This window comes from Salipiger sp. CCB-MM3 (assembly GCF_001687105.1).
In the GTDB taxonomy this organism is placed as follows: Bacteria; Pseudomonadota; Alphaproteobacteria; order Rhodobacterales; family Rhodobacteraceae; genus Salipiger.
The window spans coordinates 1,957,863-1,980,757 of the sequence record NZ_CP014595.1 but is presented as its reverse complement, the minus strand read 5'-3'; the positions used below and the strand labels follow the sequence as shown (position 1 = coordinate 1,980,757).

At 64.4% G+C, this 22,895-nt stretch carries 19 protein-coding genes; 12 read left to right on the top strand and 7 right to left on the bottom strand.

Annotation, left to right across the window (positions count from 1 at the left end; genetic code table 11):
• Positions 1–118 precede the first annotated feature (118 nt).
• The 3 genes from secA to AYJ57_RS09615 all read left to right on the top strand — a co-directional run bounded on the left by secA (position 119) and on the right by AYJ57_RS09615 (position 5,573).
• A complete protein-coding gene (gene secA / locus AYJ57_RS09625; RefSeq protein ID WP_066104230.1) occupies positions 119–2,839 on the top strand; it encodes a preprotein translocase subunit SecA in 2,721 nt (906 codons plus the stop codon).
• 177 nt (positions 2,840–3,016) lie between these two features.
• Positions 3,017–3,976, top strand: a complete 960-nt coding sequence (locus AYJ57_RS09620; protein WP_066104227.1) for a translocase — start codon at positions 3,017–3,019, stop codon at positions 3,974–3,976.
• Positions 3,977–3,998: 22 nt separating this feature from the next.
• Positions 3,999–5,573 carry a substrate-binding domain-containing protein gene (locus tag AYJ57_RS09615; RefSeq protein WP_066104224.1) on the top strand — a complete coding sequence of 525 codons (1,575 nt, stop codon included), beginning with the start codon at positions 3,999–4,001 and terminating at the stop codon, positions 5,571–5,573.
• A gap of 1 nt (position 5,574) precedes the next feature.
• Here AYJ57_RS09615 and radC read toward each other — a convergent pair whose 3' ends face one another.
• The 3 genes from radC to dnaK form a co-directional block, all read right to left on the bottom strand.
• Positions 5,575–6,339, bottom strand: coding sequence for a RadC family protein (gene radC / locus AYJ57_RS09610; RefSeq protein WP_066104221.1), 765 nt, complete (start codon positions 6,337–6,339; stop codon positions 5,575–5,577).
• Between the two features lie 113 nt (positions 6,340–6,452).
• Positions 6,453–7,610, bottom strand: coding sequence for a molecular chaperone DnaJ (dnaJ, locus tag AYJ57_RS09605; RefSeq protein WP_066104218.1), 1,158 nt, complete (start codon positions 7,608–7,610; stop codon positions 6,453–6,455).
• 76 nt (positions 7,611–7,686) lie between these two features.
• Positions 7,687–9,618, bottom strand: a complete 1,932-nt coding sequence (gene dnaK, locus AYJ57_RS09600; RefSeq protein ID WP_066104216.1) for a molecular chaperone DnaK — start codon at positions 9,616–9,618, stop codon at positions 7,687–7,689.
• A gap of 220 nt (positions 9,619–9,838) precedes the next feature.
• On the opposite strand from dnaK, the gene AYJ57_RS09595 reads away from it, so the two are divergent.
• Entirely contained in the window at positions 9,839–10,444 is a 606-nt protein-coding gene (locus tag AYJ57_RS09595; RefSeq protein ID WP_066104213.1) for an alpha-ketoglutarate-dependent dioxygenase AlkB family protein, read from the top strand.
• Here the strand turns inward: AYJ57_RS09595 and AYJ57_RS09590 are convergent.
• Together AYJ57_RS09590 and AYJ57_RS09585 are read right to left on the bottom strand one after the other, a co-directional pair.
• Positions 10,441–11,043: a COG3650 family protein gene (locus AYJ57_RS09590; RefSeq protein WP_066104210.1), complete on the bottom strand. Its 603-nt coding sequence runs from the start codon at positions 11,041–11,043 to the stop codon at positions 10,441–10,443. The two genes, AYJ57_RS09595 and AYJ57_RS09590, sit on opposite strands and share 4 nt — an antisense overlap.
• Before the next feature lie 106 nt (positions 11,044–11,149).
• Positions 11,150–11,980: an ABC transporter permease gene (locus tag AYJ57_RS09585; RefSeq protein ID WP_066104207.1), complete on the bottom strand. Its 831-nt coding sequence runs from the start codon at positions 11,978–11,980 to the stop codon at positions 11,150–11,152.
• 121 nt (positions 11,981–12,101) lie between these two features.
• Between AYJ57_RS09585 and cysQ the strand changes: the two genes are divergently transcribed.
• From cysQ to AYJ57_RS09545, 8 genes are all read left to right on the top strand, one after another.
• Positions 12,102–12,899 (top strand): 3'(2'),5'-bisphosphate nucleotidase CysQ, encoded by a 798-nt coding sequence (cysQ, locus tag AYJ57_RS09580; protein ID WP_066104204.1) that lies wholly within the window; start codon positions 12,102–12,104, stop codon positions 12,897–12,899.
• A 7-nt stretch (positions 12,900–12,906) separates the two neighbouring features.
• The gene (locus AYJ57_RS09575; protein WP_066104201.1) at positions 12,907–14,163 is read left to right on the top strand and encodes a glycosyltransferase family 2 protein; all 1,257 of its coding nucleotides are present in this window, start codon (positions 12,907–12,909) and stop codon (positions 14,161–14,163) included.
• Positions 14,164–14,255: 92 nt separating this feature from the next.
• Positions 14,256–15,152 carry a UTP--glucose-1-phosphate uridylyltransferase GalU gene (gene galU / locus AYJ57_RS09570; RefSeq protein ID WP_066104198.1) on the top strand — a complete coding sequence of 299 codons (897 nt, stop codon included), beginning with the start codon at positions 14,256–14,258 and terminating at the stop codon, positions 15,150–15,152.
• Positions 15,153–15,170: 18 nt separating this feature from the next.
• Positions 15,171–16,154 (top strand): UDP-glucose 4-epimerase GalE, encoded by a 984-nt coding sequence (galE, locus tag AYJ57_RS09565; protein ID WP_066104195.1) that lies wholly within the window; start codon positions 15,171–15,173, stop codon positions 16,152–16,154.
• A complete protein-coding gene (locus AYJ57_RS09560) occupies positions 16,114–17,355 on the top strand; it encodes a glycosyltransferase family 4 protein (protein ID WP_066104192.1) in 1,242 nt (413 codons plus the stop codon). Before galE ends, AYJ57_RS09560 begins: the two co-directional genes overlap by 41 nt.
• Before the next feature lie 51 nt (positions 17,356–17,406).
• On the top strand, positions 17,407–18,417 hold the full coding sequence (locus tag AYJ57_RS09555; RefSeq protein WP_066104189.1) for a glycosyltransferase family 2 protein: 1,011 nt from the start codon (positions 17,407–17,409) through the stop codon (positions 18,415–18,417).
• 13 nt (positions 18,418–18,430) lie between these two features.
• A complete protein-coding gene (locus AYJ57_RS09550; RefSeq protein WP_066104186.1) occupies positions 18,431–20,131 on the top strand; it encodes a DUF5927 domain-containing protein in 1,701 nt (566 codons plus the stop codon).
• Positions 20,132–20,137: 6 nt separating this feature from the next.
• Complete coding sequence (locus AYJ57_RS09545; protein ID WP_066104183.1) at positions 20,138–21,574, top strand: sulfotransferase family 2 domain-containing protein; 1,437 nt, start codon at positions 20,138–20,140, stop codon at positions 21,572–21,574.
• A 79-nt stretch (positions 21,575–21,653) separates the two neighbouring features.
• Here the strand turns inward: AYJ57_RS09545 and AYJ57_RS09540 are convergent, their stop codons facing one another.
• Positions 21,654–22,118, bottom strand: a complete 465-nt coding sequence (locus AYJ57_RS09540) for a PTS sugar transporter subunit IIA (RefSeq protein WP_066104180.1) — start codon at positions 22,116–22,118, stop codon at positions 21,654–21,656.
• Between the two features lie 55 nt (positions 22,119–22,173).
• Complete coding sequence (gene hpf, locus AYJ57_RS09535) at positions 22,174–22,740, bottom strand: ribosome hibernation-promoting factor, HPF/YfiA family (protein WP_066104177.1); 567 nt, start codon at positions 22,738–22,740, stop codon at positions 22,174–22,176.
• Positions 22,741–22,895: the final 155 nt, after the last annotated feature.

Genomic DNA, 22,895 nt, shown 5'->3' with positions numbered 1-22,895 from the left:
ATCGCCTGAAGGCTCTGCAAGGCCGGTCGTTCCCCTGTGTCATATGGGTTGAGTGCGAGGCGGGCAAGCGGATGCCTCACGCAGAACACGACTTTGTCAGACAGGACAGGCAGGCCACATGCTCGGAATGGGAAAACTCGCGCGGAAGGTGTTCGGCACCCCGAACGACCGCAAGATCAAGGCCACCCGACCGCTGATCGCAGAAATAAACGCGCTGGAACCCGAGTTCGAGGCTCTGGACGACGCCGGTCTGATCGCCAAGACCGAAGAGTTCCGCAAGCGGGTCGCCGAGGGCGAAAGCCTCGACAAACTGCTGCCCGAAGCCTTCGCCAACTGCCGCGAGGCGGCCAAGCGGGCGCTTGGTCTGCGCGCCTTCGATGTGCAGCTGATGGGCGGTGTCTTCCTGCATCAAGGTAACATCTCCGAGATGAAGACCGGCGAGGGCAAGACGCTCGTCGCAACCTTCCCCTCCTATCTCAACGCCCTCTCGGGCAAGAGCGTGCATGTGGTGACGGTGAACGACTACCTCGCCCGCCGCGACGCCGAGTGGATGTCGAAGGTCTTTGCCGCGCTCGGCATGACCACCGGCGTGGTCTACCCGCAGCAGCCCGAGGCCGAGAAGAAGCAGGCCTATGCCTGCGACATCACCTACGCCACCAACAACGAGCTGGGCTTCGACTACCTGCGCGACAACATGAAGTCCGAGCTGGACCAAATGATGCAGCGCGGCCATGGCTTTGCGGTGGTCGACGAGGTGGACTCGATCCTCATCGACGAGGCCCGCACGCCGCTGATCATCTCCGGCCCGTCGCAGGACCGTTCGGATCTTTATGTGGCCATCGACCGGCTGATCCCCGAACTGCCCGCCGACGCCTATACGCTCGACGAAAAGACACGCAACGTCACCTTCACCGATGAAGGCAACGAGGCGCTCGAGGACATGCTGCACCGCCGCGGCATCCTGCCCGAGGGCCAGACGCTCTATGACCCGGAAAGCACCACCGTGGTGCACCACGTCAATCAGGGCCTGCGCGCGCATAAGCTCTACACCCGCGACAAGGACTATATCGTCCGCGACGGGCAAGTGGTGCTGATCGACGAATTCACTGGCCGGATGATGGCGGGCCGCCGTCTGTCGGACGGTCTGCATCAGGCGATCGAGGCGAAGGAGGGCTGCCAGATCCAGCCCGAGAACGTCACCCTCGCCAGCGTGACATTCCAGAACTACTTCCGCCTCTACAACCGGCTGTCGGGCATGACCGGCACCGCGCTGACCGAGGCCGAGGAATTTGCCGAGATCTACAAGCTCGGCGTGGTCGAAGTGCCGACCAACCGCCCGATCGCGCGGATCGATGACGACGACAAAGTCTATCGCACCGCGGGCGAGAAATACGCCGCGATCACCGAAGAGATCAAAGTGGCGCATGAGAAGGGCCAGCCGGTCCTCGTCGGCACCACCTCGATCGAGAAATCCGAGATGCTCTCGCAGCTGCTGACGCAGGCCGGACTGAAGCACAATGTGCTCAACGCCCGCCAGCACGAGCAGGAAGCGCAGATCGTCGCCGACGCGGGCAAGCTGGGCGCGATCACCATCGCGACCAACATGGCGGGCCGCGGCACCGACATCAAACTTGGCGGCAATTTCGAGTTTCAGGTGATGGAGGCCATCGCCGCCGATCCCGAAGCCGACCCCGAGGACATCCGCCAGCGGCTCGAGACCGAGCACGCCAAGGCCGAGGCCGAGGTGAAGGAAGCTGGCGGTCTCTTCGTTCTGGCCACCGAGCGCCACGAAAGCCGCCGCATCGACAACCAGCTGCGCGGCCGTTCCGGCCGTCAGGGCGACCCGGGCCGCAGTTCGTTCTACCTGTCGCTCGAAGACGACCTGATGCGCATCTTCGGCTCCGAACGGCTCGACAAGGTGCTCTCGAAGCTGGGCATGAAAGAAGGCGAAGCGATCATCCACCCTTGGGTGAACAAGTCGCTGGAACGCGCGCAGGCGAAGGTCGAGGGCCGCAACTTCGACATTCGTAAGCAGCTGCTGAAATTCGACGACGTGATGAACGACCAGCGTAAGGTGATCTTCGCGCAGCGTCTGGAGATCATGGAAGCGCAGGACCTCTCGGAAATCGCCGAGGACATGCGCCACGAGGTGATCGACGAGCTGGTCGAGACCTATGCCCCCGCCAAGGCCTATGCCGACCAGTGGGACATGCAGGGGCTCTATGCCGCCTGTATCGAAAAGTTGGGCATCGACCTGCCGGTCATCGCTTGGGGCGAGGAAGAGGGCGTCGACGCCGAGACTATCCGCGAGCGTATCGAAGAGGCCACCGACAAGCAGATGGCCGAAAAGGCCGAAGCCTTCGGCCCCGACACCATGCGCCAGATCGAAAAGCAGGTGCTGCTGCAGACCATCGACACAAAATGGCGCGAGCACCTTCTGACGCTGGAGCACCTGCGCTCGGTCGTGGGCTTCCGCGGCTACGCGCAGCGCGACCCGCTCAACGAGTATAAGACTGAGGCCTTCCAGCTGTTCGAGTCGATGCTCGAGTCGCTGCGCGAGCGCGTCACCGAGCAGCTTGGCCGCGTCCGCCCGATGACCGAGGACGAGCAAAAGCAGATGCTGCAGCAGATGGCCGCGCAGCAGGCCCAGCAGCAGCAGATCGCCGAGCAGGCCAAGGCCGTGGGTCCGAGCGAGAACGCCGCCACGCCCGAAGCGCATGAGCCGCTGGTCGACGGTTTCGACGAGACTGACCCCGCGACTTGGGGCAACCCCAGCCGCAACGACCCCTGCCCCTGTGGCTCGGGCAAGAAGTTCAAGCACTGCCACGGCAGCCTCTGAACCGGTCAGATCGGCTGACGTAACAACGGGGCGGGTCCGCGCGATATGTCGCGGGCCCGCCCCGATGACTCCGCGGCTTCGCCCAATCAGCGCCTCTTTTCAAAGACAGACTGTTTCCCAGATCAGTTCGAGCGGTCGAGTCTCTGGCCGCAGTTCAGAGTGACGGGGGAGTTCGCAATGGGACGGATGAAGACCTACAGACTTGCGGCAGTGACCATTGGTGCGGCGCTGAGCATCGGCTTTGCCATGCAGCAGCATGATGCGCGCAGCCCAAAGCCCGCCGCCCTGCAGATCGCGCAAATCGAAGACACCTCCTCGGCTGCGCTGCCCCGGCTGCCCGCCGACCGCGCCGCCGAAGCCGCCCTGCCCACCGCGCAGCTGCATCTTGCCGCGGCGGTGACAGAGCCCGCCCTCGGCACGCCGAGCCTGCCCGAAGAGACCTCTCTGGAAGCGGCCGATTGCAGCGTGACGATGAACGCGCGCACTGGCGCTGGTGCCATCGTCGCCTTGGATATCGATGCGCCCTGCTATGCCTCCGAGCGTGTCACCATCCACCACAACGGGCTGATGTTCACCGAGGTGACCCAACCCGACGGGACGCTGCGGGTGAAGGTTCCAGCTCTGGCGGAACATGCGCTTTTCATTGCCTCTTTCGCCAATGGCGATGGCCAGACGGCAATCGCCGAGGTTCCCGCTCTGCCCTTCTATGATCGGGTGGTGTTGCAGTGGCGCGGCGACAGCGGCCTGATGCTGCATGCCAATGAGTTCGGCGCCCGCGATGACGATCAGGGCCATATCTGGGCCGCCGCCGCGGGCGATCTGACCCGCACCGCGCAGGGCGAAGGCGGCTTTATGACCCGCCTCGGTGACGCCGAAAGCCCCGACCCGCTGATCGCCGAGGTTTACACATTCCCCGCCGCCGCCGCGAAGAAGGCTGGCGCCGTGGCGCTGACCATCGAAGCCGAGATCACCGGGGCCAACTGCGGCCAGCAGATCGAAGCGCAGACGCTGGAGCGCCGCCTTGGCGACAAGCTGCGGGCGCGCGATCTTACGCTCGCGATCCCCGATTGCAGCACCACTGGCGACTTTCTGGTGTTGAAAAACCTGCTCGAAGACCTGAAGATCGCCGCCAAGTAGAACGAGCGGTCAAGAGGCCCAGATGAGACAGGTCCGTGCGGCGATCATCGCCGCACTTTTCATTCCGGGCGCCCTGCTCGCCTCGGGTCTGGGCACCGCGGCTGCTGCGCAGGACGTCACCCTGCGCTCGCGCGATGGCGGTATCGAGCTGAACGGCACCATGCTGGGCTTTGATGGCGAGTTCTATCGCATCGACAGCCGCTATGGCGAGCTCACCGTCGACAGCTCTGGCGTGCTCTGCGAGGGCGTAGGCTGCCCCTCCCTCACCGATTTCGTCGCCGAGATGCGCATCTCGGGCGCGGCGACCATGGGCGATCTGCTGATGCCTGCGCTGATCGAGAGCTTTGTGCAGCGCAACGATTACACCGTCACGCGCAGCACATTGGCCGAGGGCGGCACCCGCTTCACCCTCAGCGATCCCGAGCGGGTGATCGGACGTTTCGACGTCGCCCCATCGAGCACCGACGAGGGGTTTGCCGATCTGCTGGCCGATGAGGCGGACATCGCCATCGCCCTGCGCGCCATTCGCCCGGCAGAGCAGGAACTGGCGCGGGCCGCCGGTCTTGGCGACCTCAGCGAGCCCAACCGCAGCCGCGTGCTGGCGCTGGATGCGCTGATCCCGGTGGTCGCGCCGGACAATCCCGTGGGCGCGGTCACCCTGCCCGATCTGGCGCATGTCCTGTCGGGCGAGATCGACAATTGGCAGGCGCTTGGCGGGCCGGATGCGCCCATCGTGCTGCATCTGCCGCGCGAAGGCTCGGGACTGGTGCAGGCGCTCGAGGACCGGCTTTTGCAGCCCCCCTCCCTCAGCCTGCGCAGCGCCGAAACCAAACGTCACGCCACCGCCCCCGAGCTTGCCGAGGCGGTCACGGGCGATCCGCTGGGACTTGGGTTCATCAGCGCCGCCGAGGTTGGAAACGCCCGACCCTTGGTGCTCACCGGCAGCTGCGGCTTTCATCTGCGCGGCACACGGCAGGCGATCAAGACCGAAGACTACCCGCTGACCATGCCGGTCTTCGTCTACCTGCCCGCGCGGCGGCTGCCGAAGCTGGCCCGCGAGTTTCTGGAGTTCACCCGCTCGGCCCCGGCGCAGATCGTCATCCGCCGCGCCGGGTTTGTCGATCAGGCCCCCGAGGAACTGCCGCTCGACGCGCAGGGCGACCGGCTCGCCAATGCGGTGCAGGTGGCCGAGGGCGAAGAGGGGCTGGGCGAGCTGAAACGGCTGGTCACCACGCTGGCCCCGATGCGGCGGCTGACCACCTCCTTCCGCTTCGAGCCCAATTCCGCGCGCCTCGACGCGCAGTCGCGCTCCAACGTGCAGCAACTGGCCCGCGCGCTGGAACTGGGCGACTACGACGGGCGCACGCTGGTGTTCGTCGGCTTCTCGGATGGTCAGGGGCCCGCCGCCGGAAACCTCGAGATCGCGGAGGAACGCGCGGCCTCGGTGCGCGATGCGGTGCGATCGGCGGCAGAGGCCACGGACCTTGCGGGCATCACGCTGGAGACCGATGCCTTCGGCGAGGCCATGCCCATGGCCTGCGACGAGACGGTCTGGGGCCGTCAGGTGAATCGCCGCGTCGAGGTTTGGCTGCGCTGAGCTAGAGCAGCCCCTCGGCCCGAAAGCTCAGCTCGCGCGAGCGCCCGATCACCAGATGATCGTGGAGCGTGATGCCCATGACGCTGGCCGCCGCCTCGATCTGTGCGGTCATGTCGATGTCGGCGCTGCTGGGTGTGGGATCGCCAGAGGGATGGTTGTGCACGAGGATCAGCGCGCTGGCGTTAAGCTCGAGCGCGCGTTTCACCACCTCGCGCGGGTAGACGGGCACGTGATCCACCGTGCCCCGCGCCTGCGCCTCATCGGCGATCAGCACGTTCTTGCGGTCCAGAAACAGGATGCGGAACTGCTCTGTCTCGGCATGCGCCATGGCGGTCTGGCAATAATCCAGCAGCGCCTCCCAAGAGCTGACCACGGGCCGTTGCAGCACCCGGCTGCGGGCGAGCCTGTGCGCCGCCGCCTCGACGATCTTCAGTTCCGTCACCACCGAATCGCCCACGCCCTGAACATCGCGCAATCGCGCGGGCGGGGCCGAGACCACCCCGTTGAAATCGCCGAAGCCGTCGAGAAGGCGCCGCGCCAGCGGTTTCACGTCTTGCCGGGGAATCGCGCGAAATAGCACCAGTTCGAGCAATTCGTAATCCGGCAGCGCCTCCGCCCCGCCCTGCAGGAAGCGCTCGCGCAGGCGCTTGCGGTGATCGCGGATGTAGGACGGCAGCGCGCGCGTGCCCGGCACCGGCTGCACCGGCGCCTCGTCATGGGCGAAGAGCGTGGGCTGGCTGTCCGAGAAATGGCGCGGGCGGGTCATCGCTTCAGCATGGCGGCAGCGAGGTTAGAAAAGCGTTAAGCGCCATCCGTGCCCGCAAACGAAAACGGCGCGGGAGACCCCGCGCCGCTTCCCAAAGTCTCAAGAGCCGTGGCTCAGCCCTTCATCGAGTCCCAGAACCCTTTGACCGAAGAAAAGAAGCTCTTCGACTCGGGGTTGTTGTCCTCGGACTGCCCCTCGAATTCGCGCAGCAGTTCCTTCTGCCGCGAGGTGAGGTTGACCGGCGTTTCCACCGCCAGTTCGATGAACATGTCACCGGTGCCGCCACCACGCAGCGAGGGCATGCCCTTGCCACGCAGGCGCATCTGACGACCGGACTGGCTGCCCGCGGGGATTTTCACCCGGCTGCGGCCACCGTCGATCGTCGGCACCTCGATGTCGCCGCCAAGCGCGGCGGTGGTCATCGACACCGGCACGCGGCAATGCAGTTCGGTGCTCTCACGCTCGAAGATCTCGTGTTTCTTCACCTCGATGAAGATGTAGAGATCGCCCGGAGGCCCGCCTCGCATGCCAGCCTCGCCCTCACCGGCGAGACGGATACGGGTGCCGGTCTCGACCCCAGCGGGGATGTTCACCGACAGCGAGCGCTCTTTCTGCACCCGGCCCTGACCGCCACAGGCGTTACAGGGATTCTTGATGATCTGGCCCAGTCCCGAACAGGTGGGACAGGTGCGCTCGACGGTAAAGAAGCCCTGCGTAGCGCGGACCTTGCCCATGCCCGAACAGGTCGGACAGGTCACCGGCTCCGCGCCGCCTTCGGCGCCCGAGCCGTGGCACTCGCCACATTGCACCGAGGTCGGCACATTGATGGTCTTCTGCAGGCCGCCGTAGGCCTCTTCGAGCGTCACACGCAGGTTGTAGCGCAGGTCGGCCCCGCGCGCTGCGCGCGTCCGTCCACCGCCGCCACCGCGGCCACCGCCCATGAAGTCGCCGAAGAGATCGTCGAACACGTCGGAGAAGGCCGAGGCGAAGTCGCCCTGTTGGCCGAACCCGCCGCCGCCCGGACGACCACTGCCACCCATGCCACCCTCGAAGGCGGCGTGGCCGAACCGGTCGTAGGCTGCCTTCTTGTCGGCGTCCTTGAGGACCTCATAGGCCTCGTTCACTTCCTTGAACTGAGCTTCAGCGTCAGGGTTGTCCGCGTTCCGGTCTGGGTGAAGTTCCTTCGCCTTCTTGCGATAGCCCTTCTTGATCTCGTCCGCGGAGGCCCCTTTGGCGACGCCGAGCAGCTCGTAATAGTCACGCTTGGACATCCATGCCCTCCTTGGCCCGGAACAGAAAAGGGCCGGTCCGGCATCCGGACCGGCCCCCGTCTGGTTCCGCTATGGCTTAGCTGCGCTTGCGGTCATCGAGGTCTTCGAAATCCGCGTCCACGATGTTGTCGTCATCCGCCGGGCCCGACTTGTCGGCGTCACCGGCATCGGCTTCGGGGGTGCTGTCACCCTCTTCGGCCTGCGCCTTGTAGATCGCCTCGCCCAGACGCATGGCCGCTTCGGTCACGTTCTGGATGCCAGCCTTCAGCTTCTCGCCGGTGATGTCGTCCTTCTCGAGATCGTCCTTGAGCGCCGACAGCGCCAGTTCGATGGCCTCGATGGTGGACGGATCGACCTTGTCGCCGTGGTCCTCGATCGATTTCTCGGTCGAGTGGATGAGGCTTTCCGCTTGGTTGCGGGCCTCGACCAGCTCTTTGCGGGCCTTGTCCGCCTCGGCGTTCTCCTCGGCGTCCTGCACCATCTTCTCGATGTCGGCGTCCGACAGGCCGCCCGACGCCTGAATGGTGATCTTCTGCTCTTTGTTCGTGCCTTTGTCTTTGGCCGAAACAGAGACGATGCCGTTGGCGTCGATGTCGAAGGTCACCTCGATCTGCGGCAGACCGCGCGGCGCCGGCGGGATGTCCTCGAGGTTGAACTGGCCGAGAAGCTTGTTGTCGGCAGCCATCTCGCGCTCACCCTGGAAGACGCGGATCGTCACGGCCGACTGGTTGTCTTCGGCGGTGGAGAAAATCTGCGACTTCTTGGTCGGGATCGTGGTGTTGCGGTCGATCAGGCGGGTGAACACGCCACCCAGCGTCTCGATGCCCAGCGACAGCGGGGTCACGTCGAGAAGAACAACGTCCTTCACGTCACCCTGCAGAACACCGGCCTGAATGGCGGCGCCCATGGCAACCACTTCGTCCGGGTTCACACCCTTGTGCGGCTCTTTGCCAAAGAACTTCGTCACTTCTTCGAAGACTTTCGGCATACGGGTCTGACCACCGACCAGAACGACTTCGTCGATCTCGTCTTTGGTGAGGCCAGCATCCTTCAGCGCGGCTTGGCACGGCTTGATCGACGCTTTGATCAGGTCCGACACAAGGCTTTCCAGCTTCGCACGGGTCAGCTTCATGACCATGTGCAGCGGCTGGCCGTTCGAGCCCATCGAGATGAACGGCTGGTTGATCTCGGTCTGGCTGGAGCTGGACAGTTCGATCTTGGCCTTTTCCGCAGCTTCCTTGAGACGCTGCAGGGCCATCTTGTCCTTGGTCAGGTCGACCTGGTGCTCTTTTTTGAACTCATCCGCGAGGTAGTTCACGATCCGCATGTCGAAGTCTTCACCGCCGAGGAACGTGTCGCCGTTGGTGGATTTCACTTCGAACAGGCCATCGTCGATCTCGAGGATGGTCACGTCGAACGTACCGCCGCCAAGGTCGTAGACGGCAATCGTCTTCGACTCTTTCTTGTCGAGGCCATAGGCCAGCGCAGCCGCGGTCGGCTCGTTGATGATGCGCAGCACTTCGAGGCCAGCGATCTTACCGGCGTCTTTCGTCGCCTGACGCTGCTGGTCGTTGAAGTATGCGGGAACGGTGATGACCGCTTGGGTCACCTCTTCGCCAAGATAGCTCTCGGCGGTTTCCTTCATCTTACCGAGGATGAAGGCAGAGATTTGAGACGGCGAGTATTTCTCGCCCTTGGCTTCAACCCAGGCATCGCCATTGCCGCCGTCCACGATTTTATACGGGACGATGTTCTGGTCCTTGGTCACTTCCGCATCGGTGGTGCGGCGACCGATCAGACGCTTGACAGCGAAGATGGTGGCTTCGGGGTTGGTCACGGCCTGCCGCTTTGCGGGCTGGCCAACAAGACGTTCGTCGTCGGTGAAGGCGACGATCGACGGGGTGGTACGTGCGCCTTCGGCGTTTTCGATCACGCGTGCCTGGCTGCCGTCCATGATGGCGACGCAGGAGTTCGTGGTGCCGAGGTCGATACCGATCACTTTGCCCATGATTCGATCCCTTTCCAATTCAAGGCGATGACGCGAGGCGTTCGGACCCGTTACGGCATCCAGCCCCGCTTGTTTCAGAAGCCGTCCGGCGGGGGCCTCGCGGCGTTCGAAGGGTATATAAGGAGGGGGTTTGAACGCTGCAAGCGGCTGTGGCGAGGCTTTGCCTGCATTTGGGGGGAATTTCTTTGCACGCCGTGGCGGAATGCCACAAAACGGGGCCATGACGTCCCCTCTCGACATCCGCGGCTTCAAACTCTTTCAGGGTTTTCTCGACCGCCCTGCGCAAGAAGCGCTGGTCGAAACCCTGCGCGCGTTGCTGCGGCAGGCGCCGCTCTATCAGCCGGTGACGCCGCGCGGGCAGAAAATGTCGGTGCGGATGAGCGCGGCGGGGCGTTTCGGCTGGGTCACCGACCGGCGCGGCTATCGCTACGAGCCGCGCCACCCCGAGGGCATGGACTGGCCTCCGATTCCCGAAGAGGTGCTGGCGATCTGGCGCGAGGTCTCGGGCGCAGCGCGCGATCCCGAGTGCTGCCTGATCAACTGGTACGGCGAAGGTGCCCGTATGGGGCTGCATCAGGACAAGGACGAGGTGGATTTCTCCTGCCCCGTGGTCTCGGTCTCGCTTGGCGACGAGGGGCTCTTTCGCATGGGCAATGAGACGCGCGGCGGCAAGACCGAGTCGGTCTGGCTGAAATCCGGCGACGTGGTGGTCATGGGCGGCGAGGCCCGGCTGCGCCATCACGGCGTCGACCGTATCCGCTTTGGCTCGTCGAGCCTGCTGCCGCAGGGCGGGCGGATCAATCTGACGCTGCGCGTGGTGACTTAGCGCAAAAGCTCGCAGCAGCCGCCATAGGTGCCGGTGATCCGGCCCGTCATCACCAGCACCGCCGAAAGCCCGTAAAGCCGGTCGGACATGCCGTCGCTGCATTCGGCCTCGGGGCTGGCCACCAGCACCGCCTGCAGATCGTCTGCCCCTGCCACCACCGAGAACGGGCGGGTCATGCCGCTGGCGGTCTCGATCGGGCCAGCAAGCAATGTAGCGCTGCTGTCGGGGGTCTGCCATGTGGCGCTGTCCTCTTGCCGCGCCTCATAGGTCCAGAACGGCTCGGTCCCGAAACAGCGCAGCCCGGCGACTTGCGGAAGCGTGCCCTCCGCCGCGGCGGCGAGGAACGACATGGACACCCAGCCCACCCCCTCGCCGGTCACGACGCGGCCCCAAGTGCCCGCGTCGTTCAGCGCACTGACCTGCACATCCGTTGCCGTGGGCGCGAGCGTATCAAGTATCTCGGCGTCGGCTGCGGGCGCCGCGCGCACATTCAGCAGATCATCCGCCGCCACGCCCGAAACATCGTAAAAGCCCGGCAGGTCCTGGGCCGAAACCCCGGTGGCCGCCAGAAAAGCTGCCGCGATGATGAGATGTCGCATGGGTGCCTCCTCCCGAAACGCGCCTTTGGGCTTAGAGTGCGAAGCTTTGCCGATGCAGTCCAGTTTTTCCGTCGGATCAGGCTTTCTGTCTGGGTCAGCCCCCGCTCTAGCGCCGTGCCGCCCAGGAGGCCGAGGCGTGCTTGCGGGTGTAGAACTCGCCCATGAGACCGATCATGATCAGCACGATCGACACCCAAAGCGCGTATTCCCAGCTGGAGTTGCGCGGGAAGTAGTTGGAGAAGGCATAGCCGCGCGACTGGTCGATGGTGTGAAACAGCGGGTTCCAGTCGAAGATCGCCAGCATCCCCGGCGTCAGCGAGTTGGCCACGAACATCTTGCCGGAGGCGATCATATTGGCGCGCTGATAGACCGTGGTGATGATCGACACCGGCGTCGGGAACCACGGTTTGGCGGCCAGCAGCACCATGCCGATCGCCGCCCCCGAGAACCACGACAGCAGCAGCATCGCCATGGCGCCGATGGGATCGTGAATCTCGGACATGACGAAAGGATTGAAGGCCACGTCATAGACGAACAGGATCGCAAAGAGCGACAGGATCTGAATGTAGAGCGTCGAGAGCATGGCCGCGGCGATGGAGATCGCAGTGTTCATCGGCGCGTGCTGCATCATCGGGCTCGCCGGTCCTTCGGATCCGGCGACCGCGCCAAGCGTCTTGGTGTGGGTCATATAGAGGAACACGCCCGTCATGATGTAGATCATGAAGTCGCCGCGGATCGCCGTGCCGCGCATCCCCAGAATGTGGAACATAAAGTAGAAGGCCAGAACGAAGATGATCGTCTGCAGCATATTCATGAAGATCGCCATGAAGGCGTTGCCATGGCTCTTGCGCACCGCCCGGACCGAATTGTGGTAGATCAGCTCACTGATGTAGATGGCCGATCCCAGCCGAGAGCGCGGCTTTGAGGTCTGAAACATGGCAACACTGCTCCGGTACTGGCGGAAAAGGACGGGTCTTCTTGCCCATCTAGACGCAGCGCAGCATAAGAGTCGCAGGCCTTCAAATCAATAAATCCGCGCAGCGGAAGGGAGTACCGCCTTGAATTACGAGAATCTTGTTGCCGTGATCCGACGCCTTGCCCTCGAGGCTGGGGACAAGATCATGGAAATTTATAATTCCGATGATTTCGAAGTTAAGTCCAAGTCCGACGCCAGCCCGGTCACCGAAGCCGACGAAGCCGCAGATGAGCTGATCTCTGCGGGCCTGCGTGAGGCCTTCCCCGATCTGCCGCTGGTGACCGAAGAGCAGGCCGACAGCCATGAGGTCGATGCGATGACCTTCCTCATCGTCGATCCGCTCGACGGCACCAAGGAGTTCGTCAACCGCCGCGGCGATTTCACCGTGAACATCGCTCTGGTGGAAAATGGCGTGCCGACCATGGGCGTGGTCTACGCGCCGGCCCGCGACCGCATGTTCTACACCGACAGCGTCGGCAAATCGGTCGAGGAAATGGGTCCCTTCGACAAAGAGACCCCCGGCGAGACCAAGCCGATCAAGGTCAGCGACCCGGACAATTCGGCGCTCCTCGTGGTCGCCTCGAAGTCGCACCGCGATCAGGCGACGGACGATTACATCAGCAAATACAGCACCGCCGACATGAAGAGCGCGGGCTCGTCGCTGAAGTTCTGCCTCGTGGCCACCGGCGAGGCCGATATCTATCCGCGCCTTGGCCGGACGATGGAATGGGACACCGCCGCGGGTCAGGCCGTGTTGCAGGGCGCGGGCGGCCGGGTTGTGCGCTTTGATGATCACACGCCGCTGTCCTACGGCAAGCCGGGTTTCGCCAACCCGTTCTTCATCGCCTACTCGCCCGATGTCGCGCTGAAAGAGGCGTGAGCCGGGCATGACCGCCCTGCCGGTCAGCGTGGTGATCGTGAGCCGTGGACGCCCCGCGGCGCTCGATCTTTGCCTGACCGGCGTTGCGCAGCTCGATCACCCGGCCTTTGAGGTCGTGGTGGTCGCCTGCCCCGAGGGGGCCGCCGCCGTCGCGGCCCGCCCGGACCTGCCGCATATCAAGCTCATCCCCTTCGACGCGCCGAATATCTCCGCGGCCCGCAACCTCGGCATCGCGCAGGCTGCGGGAGAGATCGTCGCTTTCATCGACGATGACGCGGTGCCCGAGCCGCTTTGGCTGCACCACCTCTGCGCCCCTTTCGCCGACCCCAGCGTCGCCGCCGCCGGAGGCTATGTGCGCGGGCGCAACGGCATTTCCTTCCAATGGCGCGGGCGCTCTATCAGCGCCGATCTGCGCGAGGAAGATTTGCTACTCGACACGCCGGGCCCGCATCTTCCGGATCTGCCCGCAGGCCGGGCGGTCAAGCTGCAGGGCACCAATATGGCCCATCGCCGCGACCTGCTGGCGCGCATGGGCGGTTTTGACCCTGCCTTCCGATTTTATCTGGATGAGACCGACCTCGATCTGCGCCATGCCGCCGACGGGCACCGGGTGGCCGTCGCTCCGCTGGCCGAGGTGCACCACGGCTATGCCGCCAGCGCCCGACGCGACGCCGACCGTACGCCGCGCGATCTGAGCGAGATCGGCGCCTCGATCCATGCCTTCCTGCTCCGACATCTCCCGGTTGAACAGCATCCCGCGGTCTGGGCCGCCCAGCGCAGCGCGCAGCGGGACCGTCTCCTGCGGCTGATGCAGCGCGGCCCGCTAAATGCCGACGACGTGCACCGCTTGCTCAAGGGCCTCGACCGTGGCTGGCAAGACGGCGCCGCGCGGCCTGCTGCGTCTCTGCCCGCCATCGGGCACAGCCCCTCCCCCTTCCTGCCCTATCCCGGTCACCCCGGGGCTCGGCGTGTCACATTGAGCGGGCCAATATGGCGCCGCGAGGCCCTGCGGCAGCAAGCGGAGCGCCGCGCAAAAGCAGGCGAGATTGTGACGCTCTACCGGTTTTCCCACACCGCCCTATATCACCGCGTCCGTTTCAACCCGGCCGGATACTGGGAGCAGACCGGAGGGCTCTACGGCCGCAGTCTGCGCAGTGCCAATCTTTTGCAATTCTACCGCTTTTCCGCCCGCGTCCGCGCCGAAAATTCCCGCGTTTCAGCCGCAAGAGGCGCGGTAGGCAAATTCGCGCTCCACAGGCCGTAGATTTACTTTTACGCTCTCAAGACAATATGATTGTTATCAATTGATTCATGCTGACCTCTCTGTGCTCAGCGCACGTCCAAGGAGCAAAATTCATGTCGCGCAAAGTTACAAAAGCGATCTTTCCCGTGGCGGGTTTGGGGACCCGCTTCCTGCCCGCAACCAAGTCGGTTCCCAAGGAAATCATGACGCTGGTTGACCGCCCGCTGGTTCAATACGCGATCGACGAGGCCCGCGCCGCAGGCATCAAGGAATTCATCTTTGTCACCTCGCGCGGCAAGGGTGCGCTTGAGGATTATTTCGACCACGCGCCGCAACTCGAGCGCGAGCTTGAAGCCAAGGGCAAGGACAAGCTGCTCGAAACGCTGCGCTCCACCAACATGGACTCGGGCGAGATCGCCTACATCCGCCAGCACAAGGCGCTCGGCCTTGGCCACGCGATCTGGTGCGCGCGCCGCCTGATCGGCGATGAGCCCTTTGCCGTCATGCTGCCCGATGACGTGATCGCCGCCGACAAGCCCTGCCTGCAGCAGATGGTCGAAGCCTATCAGGAAGTGGGCGGCAATATGGTTGCGGCCATGGAAGTGCCCGCCGACAAGGCCTCCTCCTACGGCATCCTCGACGTGCAGGAAGACATGGGCTCGTTGGTCTCGGTCAAAGGCATGGTTGAAAAGCCGAAAGCCGGAACCGCGCCGTCGAACCTCGCGGTGATCGGCCGCTACATCCTGTCGCCGCAGATCCTACAGAACCTCGAAGACAAGCAGGTCGGCGCCGGCGGTGAGATCCAGCTGACCGACGCCATCGCCAAGCAGATCGGCAGCGAAGATGACGGCGTCTACGGCTTCCGCTTCAACGGCCAGCGTTTCGACTGCGGCTCCAAGGCGGGCTTCCTGCAGGCCACCGTGTCCTTCGGTCTGGAGCGCGACGAGCTTCGCGACGATCTCGAGGCGTATTTGCATGAGGTCATTTCCTCGCGCAAAGCCGCGCAGTAACGTCTGTAGTCACATCTGATGGCAAATGTTCTGGTGACGGGGGGCGCGGGCTATATCGGCTCGCACGCCTGTAAAGCTTTGAGACAGGCAGGGTATACGCCTGTCACATATGATAATCTCGTCACCGGCTGGGAGCAGGCGGTGAAATTCGGCCCTTTCGAGAAGGGCAGCCTCTCGGACCGCGCGCGGCTCGACGAGGTCTTCGCCAAGTACCAGCCCATCGCGGTCATGCATTTCGCCGCGCTCAGCCAGGTCGGCGAAGCCATGTCCCAGCCCGGTCTCTACTGGCGCAACAATGTCGAAGGCTCGCTGACGCTGATCGAAGCCGCCTGCGCTGCGGGCTGCAAGAACTTCGTCTTCTCCTCGACCTGCGCCACCTATGGCGAGCATGACAATGTGGTGCTCGATGAAGAGACGCCGCAAATCCCGCTCAACGCCTATGGCGCGTCCAAGCGGGCGGTGGAGAACATCCTGCGCGATTTCGCCGCGTCGGACGGGCTGAACCACGTGATCTTCCGCTACTTCAACGTGGCGGGCGCCGACCCCGAGGGCGAGGTGGGCGAGCATCACCGCCCCGAGACGCACCTCATCCCGGTCATGCTCGAGGCGATCGACGGCAAGCGCCCGGCGCTGACCATCCATGGCACCGATTACGACACGCCGGACGGCACCTGCATCCGCGACTATGTGCATGTGATGGATCTGGTGGACGCGCATGTGCTGGGGCTGAAATGGCTCGAGGCGGGCAAGCCCTCTTCGGTGTTCAACCTTGGCACCGGCAAGGGTTTCTCGGTGCGCGAAGTGATCGACGCATCGCGCGCCGTCACCAACCGCGAGGTGCCGCATTCGGAAGGGCCGCGCCGCGCCGGGGACGCCACAAAGCTTGTGTCGGGCTCGACCCGTGCTCTGGCCGAGCTTGGCTGGGAACCGGCGCGCTCGACCATGCCAAAGATGATCGAAGATGCGTGGAACTGGCACCTCAACGGGCACTACGATCACTGAGGTGACGCCCCCTCCGGCACGCCTGCTGGATCTGACGCGGCTCGCCAGTCGCGCAGGGCGGGTGATGACCGGCGTGGACCGCGTTGAATATGCCTATCTGGACCGGCTCCTACAGGAGCCGGTTCCGCTTTTTGCGCTGGTGAAAACCTCGCTGGGTTACCTGCTGCTGGACCGCACCGGCTGCGCCGAGATGAAGCGGCGGCTCGACGCACAGGATTGGCCCGATCCTGATCTTCTGGCCCGTATGGCCCGCCGAAATGACCCGGCCCGCGCCGGCGCCGAAATGGCGCTGCGCCGCGCCGCATGTGCTCGCGCCCTGCCCGCGCGTCTCGGACCGATGTTGCGGCGTCACCTGCCTGCGGGAGCCGTCTATCTCAACACCGGGCACAGCAATTTCTCGGACCGGGTGATCGCGGCGCTGCGGCAGTTGCCTCAGGCAAGGATCGCGGTGCTGCTGCACGACACGATCCCACTCGACTGGCCGCAGTTCCAGCGCGAAGGCAGTGTCGAGACCTTTGCCGCCTTCCTGCGCCGTGTGGGCCAAGGCGCCGATCTGGTGATCTGCAATTCCGAAGTGACCCGCTGCGATATGCTGCGGCACCTCTCGGGGCAGCGCATCCCCAAGAGCATCGTCGCGCATCTGGGTGTGCCCCGCCCCATGCCCGGCACGGCGCCGCAAGGGCCATGGACCGGCGCGCCCTATTTCGTCGTGCTGGGCACCATCGAGCCGCGCAAGAACCATGCGCTACTTTTGGACATCTGGCGTGACCTCGCGCCGCCCGCGCATCTGCTGATCTGCGGCCAGCGCGGCTGGAGAAACGAGGATGTCTTTGCCGCGCTCGACGCGGGCCTCCCGCGCGTTCACGAACTGCCCGGCCTGAGCGATGCAGAGATCGCCGCCCTGCTACGGCAGAGCGCGGGGCTGCTCTTTCCAAGCCATGCCGAAGGCTATGGCCTTCCCCCGGTCGAAGCAGCCGCGCTTGGCGTGCCCGTGCTCAGCGCGCCACTGCCCGTGGTGCAGGAGGTTCTGGGCGACAATCCGGTTTACGCAGACGAATCGCACCGATATCTTTGGGCCTCAAGAATAAGGCAAATGGCCAAAGGGTATCGGGCGCAACCGGACGAGGCGATTCAGGAGCGGGGAGCTTTCACTCCGCCAAGCTGGGACGCCCATTTCAAAGCCGTGTTAACCCTGATTTGATAGCTGGCGCCAAGCCGGCCGCGGGGCCTCGCCCCGAATGAGGGATAACGCGTGGGTGCATGGCAATCATACAGGCTTCGGCTGCAGCGCAAACGCTGGCTGATCCGGGCCCTGCGCAAACGGCGTGAACTGACCGCCGTCACCGACCGCACCGGCAGCCTCCGACCGTCCGATCTCATCGTCTTTTGCACCGCCCGCAACGAGGGCGTGCGCCTGCCGTGGTTCCTGAAATACTACCGCGAGATGGGCGTGAACCATTTCATCATGGTCGACAACGACAGTTCCGACGGCTCGCTCGATTACCTAAAGGCGCAAGAGGATGTCTCGGTCTGGCATACAAGCACCAGCTACAAGCGCTCGCGCTTCGGCATGGACTGGATCAACTGGCTGCTGCGCCGCTATGGCCACGGCCATTGGGTGCTGGTGGTCGATCCTGACGAGCTGTTCCTCTACCCGTTCTGCGACACGCGCCCGCTGCGTGCACTGACCGATTGGCTCGACGCCTCCTCGATCAAAAGCTTTTCGGCCATGTTGCTGGACATGTACCCCAAGGGGCGGCTCGACGCGCAGCCCTATGAGGCCGGGCAGGACCCGCTGGAGATCGCCTCGTGGTTCGATGCCGGAAACTACTCGGTGAAAAAGAACAAGCGTTTCGGCAACCTGTGGATACAGGGTGGCCCGCGTGCGCGCATGTTCTTCGGCGACCGGCCCGAACGCGCGCCCGCGCTCAATAAGGTGCCGTTGGTCAAATGGGATCGCCGCTACGCCTACGTCAGCTCGACGCATATGCTGCTGCCGCGGGGCCTGAACCTCGTCTATGACGAATGGGGCGGAGAGAAAGCCTCGGGCCTGCTGCTGCACACCAAGTTTCTCGACACGTTCAACGCCAAGGCCGAAGAGGAACTCAGCCGCAAACAGCACTACGCCGGCTCGACCGAATATATCGCCTACGCCGAGGGCGTTCGAGACAATCCCGACCTCTGGTGCAAATGGTCCGAGAAATACATCAACTGGCGCCAGCTCGAGATCCTTGGGCTGATGTCCAAGGGCAACTGGGCATGACGGGGCGGCGGCTATGAGCGTCGGGATCATCATGCTGGTGCACACCGCCTTTGACCGCGCCGAGCAGGTGGCGCGGCATTGGGCGCGGGCGGGCTGCCCGGTGGTGATCCATGTGGACAGCAAGGTGCCAGAAAAGACCTATGGCGCCTTCACCAAGGCTCTGTCCGACCTGCCCGAGGTGATCTTCTCGCCCCGCCATCGCTGCGAATGGGGCACATGGGGGCTTGTCGCTGCCAGTCAGGACGCCGCCGAGATGATGCTAGATCGCTTCGCGGCAGTGCGGCACGTCTATCTCACCTCCGGGTCCTGCCTGCCGCTGCGCCCGGTCGAGGAACTGATCGACTATCTCGACGCGCGACCCCAGACCGATTTCATCGAAAGCGCCACCACCGCCGATGTGCCGTGGACGGTGGGCGGGCTCGACCACGAGCGATTCACGCTCTTCTTTCCCTTCTCTTGGCGCCGCAACCGTTACCTCTTTGACCGCTTCGTCGAAGCGCAGCGCGCGCTGCACGTCTCGCGCCGGATCCCCAAGGGGGTCGTGCCGCATATGGGCAGCCAGTGGTGGTGCCTCACCCGGCAGACCCTGAGCGCAATCCTGCAGTGCCCGCAGCGCCGCCGCCATGAGCGCTATTTCAAGCGCGTCTGGATCCCCGATGAGAGCTATTTCCAGTCACTCGCGCGGCTCCATTCGCAGAATATCGAAAGCCGTTCCCTGACGCTCTCGAAGTTCGATTTCCAAGGCAAGCCGCACATCTTCTATGACGATCACCTGCAGCTGCTGCGGCGCTCGGATTGTTTCGTCGCGCGCAAAATTTGGCCCCATGCCGGGCGGCTCTATCAGACCTTCCTGAACCATCCCGAAAGCGCTGCGAACCGGCAGGAGCCGAACCCCGGCAAGATCGACCGCATCTTCGCCAAGGCGGTCGACCGCCGGACCCGAGGACGTTCGGGGCTCTACATGCAGTCACGCTATCCCAACTTCGGCTGGGAAAACGGCATGACCGCGGCGCGCTATTCCGTGTTTCAGGGGTTTGCCGAGCTTTTCGAGGATTTCGAGCCGTGGCTCGGTCGCGCCACCGGGGCGCAGGTGCATGGTCATCTCTTTGCCCCCGAGCGCGCCGAATTCGCCGGTGGGCAGACGCTGCTCAATGGCGCGCTGCCGGACACCGCCGCCTACCGCGACTGGAACCCCAAGGCCTTTCTCACCAACCTGATCTGGAGCACGCGGGGCGAGCGCCAGTGCTTTCAGTTCGGGCCGCATGACGCGCCCGACATCATGTGGGACATGGCCCGCGACCCCAACGCCCAGATCAGCGTCATCTCGGGCGCTTGGGCGGTGCCCCTGTTCCGGTCCGGAGGGGATTTCTCGAAACTGCGCGCCGAGGCGGCGGCGCTGCAGAAGGCCGAACATGCGCTGCTCGATCAGCTGCGCTCGCCGGACGCCAAGGCGCGCATCCGCATCTGGACCATGGCTGAATTCATCGAGGCCCCGATGGAGCCGCTGCAGCTGATCATCGACGAGATCGGCCACAAATCCCCCCGCCGCTTGGCAGAGGCGCCGGTGATGCTCGACCTGAACGGCTTCGGCCGGTTCCTGCAGCAACTCAAGAACCAAGGGATGCACCCCTACCTCATGGGCGACTTCCCGGTCGAAGCGGCGCCGCGTCCCAGCGCATCCCCGGCGCGCAAACCCTACCTCGTGAAGAACTGAGTTTTCATGTCCAACCGTTTTGACAGTTTCGTCGTCTTTGCCGAAATGCGCACCGGCTCGAATTTCCTCGAGACCAACCTCAACGCGATGGACGGGCTGACCTGCCACGGCGAGGCCTTCAACCCGCATTTCATCGGTTACCCCAATTCGAGCGAAATTCTGGGCGTCACTCAGGCAGAGCGCGACGCCGACCCGCAGCGACTTTTGCAGGTGATCCGGCAGCAGACGCCGGGCGGCATGGGCGGCTTTCGGTTTTTCCACGACCACGACCCGCGCGTGCTGCCGACGCTGCTCGAGGATGAGCGCGTGGCGAAGATCGTGCTGACCCGCAACCCGGTCGAAAGCTACGTCAGTTGGAAGATCGCGCAGGCCACCGGCCAATGGAAGCTGACCAACGTCAAAAAGCGCAAGGACGCGCAGGCAGAGTTCGACGGCCCCGAGTTCGAGGCGCATCTGGCGCGGCTGCAGGATTTTCAGGTGCATCTGATGACCGCGCTGCAGACCTCTGGGCAGACCGCCTTCTATGTGGCCTATGAGGATCTGCAGAACGTCGCGGTGATGAACGGTCTGGCGAAATGGCTGGGCGTCCCCGCTCGCCTTGAAGCGCTCGACGCCTCGCTCAAGCGCCAGAACCCGCAGCCAGTGGCCGAGAAGGTCGCCAACCCCGACGAGATGGAGCGCGCGCTGGCCCGCCTCGACCGGTTCAACCTTACCCGCACGCCGAGTTTCGAGCCGCGCCGCGGGCCGGTGGTGCCCTCTTACGTGGCAGGCGCGGAAACGCCGCTGATCTACATGCCGATCCACTCTGGCCCCACGGAAAGTGTGCGCCGATGGCTCTGCGCCCTCGACGGCGCGGACGAAGAGGCGCTGATCACCGGCTTCAGCCAGAAGACCCTGCGCCAGTGGAAACGCGCGCGGCCCGGGCATCGCGGCTTTACCGTGGTGCGCCACCCTCTGGCCCGCGCCTATGACGCCTTCTGCAGCAAGATCCTCGACACCGGCCCCGGCGGCTATGCGCGCATCCGCAAGACGCTGCGCCGCGCCCACGGGCTGCCGCTGCCCGAAGGTGCCCCCGGCCCCGACTACACCGCCGAGCAGCACCGCGCCGCCTTCGACGCCTTCCTGAATTTTGTGAAGGCCAATCTCGCCGGGCAGACCGCGCTGCGCATCGACGGGCATTGGGCCTCGCAGAGCCAGTGCCTGCAAGGCATGGCCGAGTTCACCCTGCCCGACATGATCGTGCGCGAAGACGAGATGGCAGTCTATTTGCCGGCCTTGGCCATGCAGGTGGGCCATCCCGCGCCGCCGGAACCCGAGGCCAAGGGCCGCTCCGCCGCCGCGCCCTATACGCTTGCCGATATCTATGACGCCGACCTCGAAGCGCTGGTGCGGGATGTCTATCAGCGCGACTACCTGATGTTCGGTTTCGGCGACTGGGCCTAGGGCCCGCCTTTCAGCAGCACGCAACGAAAAAGGAGCGGGCCGTTTGGCCCGCTCCTTCAGAACGTCATGTCGCGCGGGTTCAGGCCGCCTGCGACGAGCGGTCCTCGGTCAGCACCGCATAGAGCGTCGCCGGATCCGGGTTCGCCCGCAGCTTGGTGCAGAGCGCCGCATCGCGCAGCGAGCGCGAGACCAGCGCCAGCGCCTTGAGGTGCTCGACCCCGGCGTCTTCAGGCGCGAAGAGCGCAAAGACCACATCCACCGGCTGACGGTCGACCGCTTCGAATTCAACCGGCTTCTCCAGCAGGATGAACACGCCGTGCACCTGATCGATGCCCGGAATCCGCGCATGCGGCAGCGCGACGCCATGGCCCACGCCGGTGGGTCCAAGGCTTTCACGCTCCATCAGCGCCTCGACGGCCGAGGCCGCGTGGATGCCGTAGGCGGTTTCGGCCAGCTCGGCGATGTCATGCATCAGCCGCTTCTTGCTGCTTGCCGCCGCGACGACCTTCACGGCCTGCGGTTTCAGGAGTTCAAGAAAGGTCATTGACCGCCCTTTACTGTCTGCTCGAAGGCGCCGATCACCCGGCAGGTTGCGACCCTTACGGATCGATCCAGCCGATATTGCCGTCTTCACGCCGATACACGACGTTCACGCCATCCTTTTTTTCGTTGCGGAAGACCAGCACGGGAGCCCCGGCCAGTTCCATCTGCATCACGGCTTCGCCTACGGTCAGCGACGGGATCGAAGTCTCCATCTCTGCCACGATAATGGGCTGCAGCGTGTCGGGCTCGGCATCTTCATGCGAGTCCTCTTCGCGCGCGAGGATATACGAGGCAGCGTTCTGGAGTTCAACGGGCTCCGCGCGATCCTTGTGATGGTCTTTCAGGCGTCGCTTGTATCTACGCAGTTGCTTGTCGATCTTCTCGCAGCACCCGTCGAAGGCCGAGTAGATCTCGGTCGCCTTGTCCTTCGCCGAGGTGGTCAGCCCCGTCGACAGGTGGACAGTGACCTCGCAGACGTATTCATGCGCACTCTTGGAAAAGGTGATATTCGCATCGGTGGGACGGCCAGAGTACTTCCCAAATACTCCATCAAGCTCTTGTTTTGTATGAGTTTGAAGTGCGTCGCCGATGTCGATCTGCTTACCCGTGATCTGATAGCGCATCTTTGTTCCTTCTCTCTTTGGATCCGTATCGCATCCAGCCCGGAGGCTGCCTCAGATGTGGTGCGGATCAGGGGTGACGCAAGGCCGCTGCAGAATGGACCCGGCTTCCCCTCTCCTCTGGGGACGCAAATGCCGGAGCTGCAGAATAACGGTGC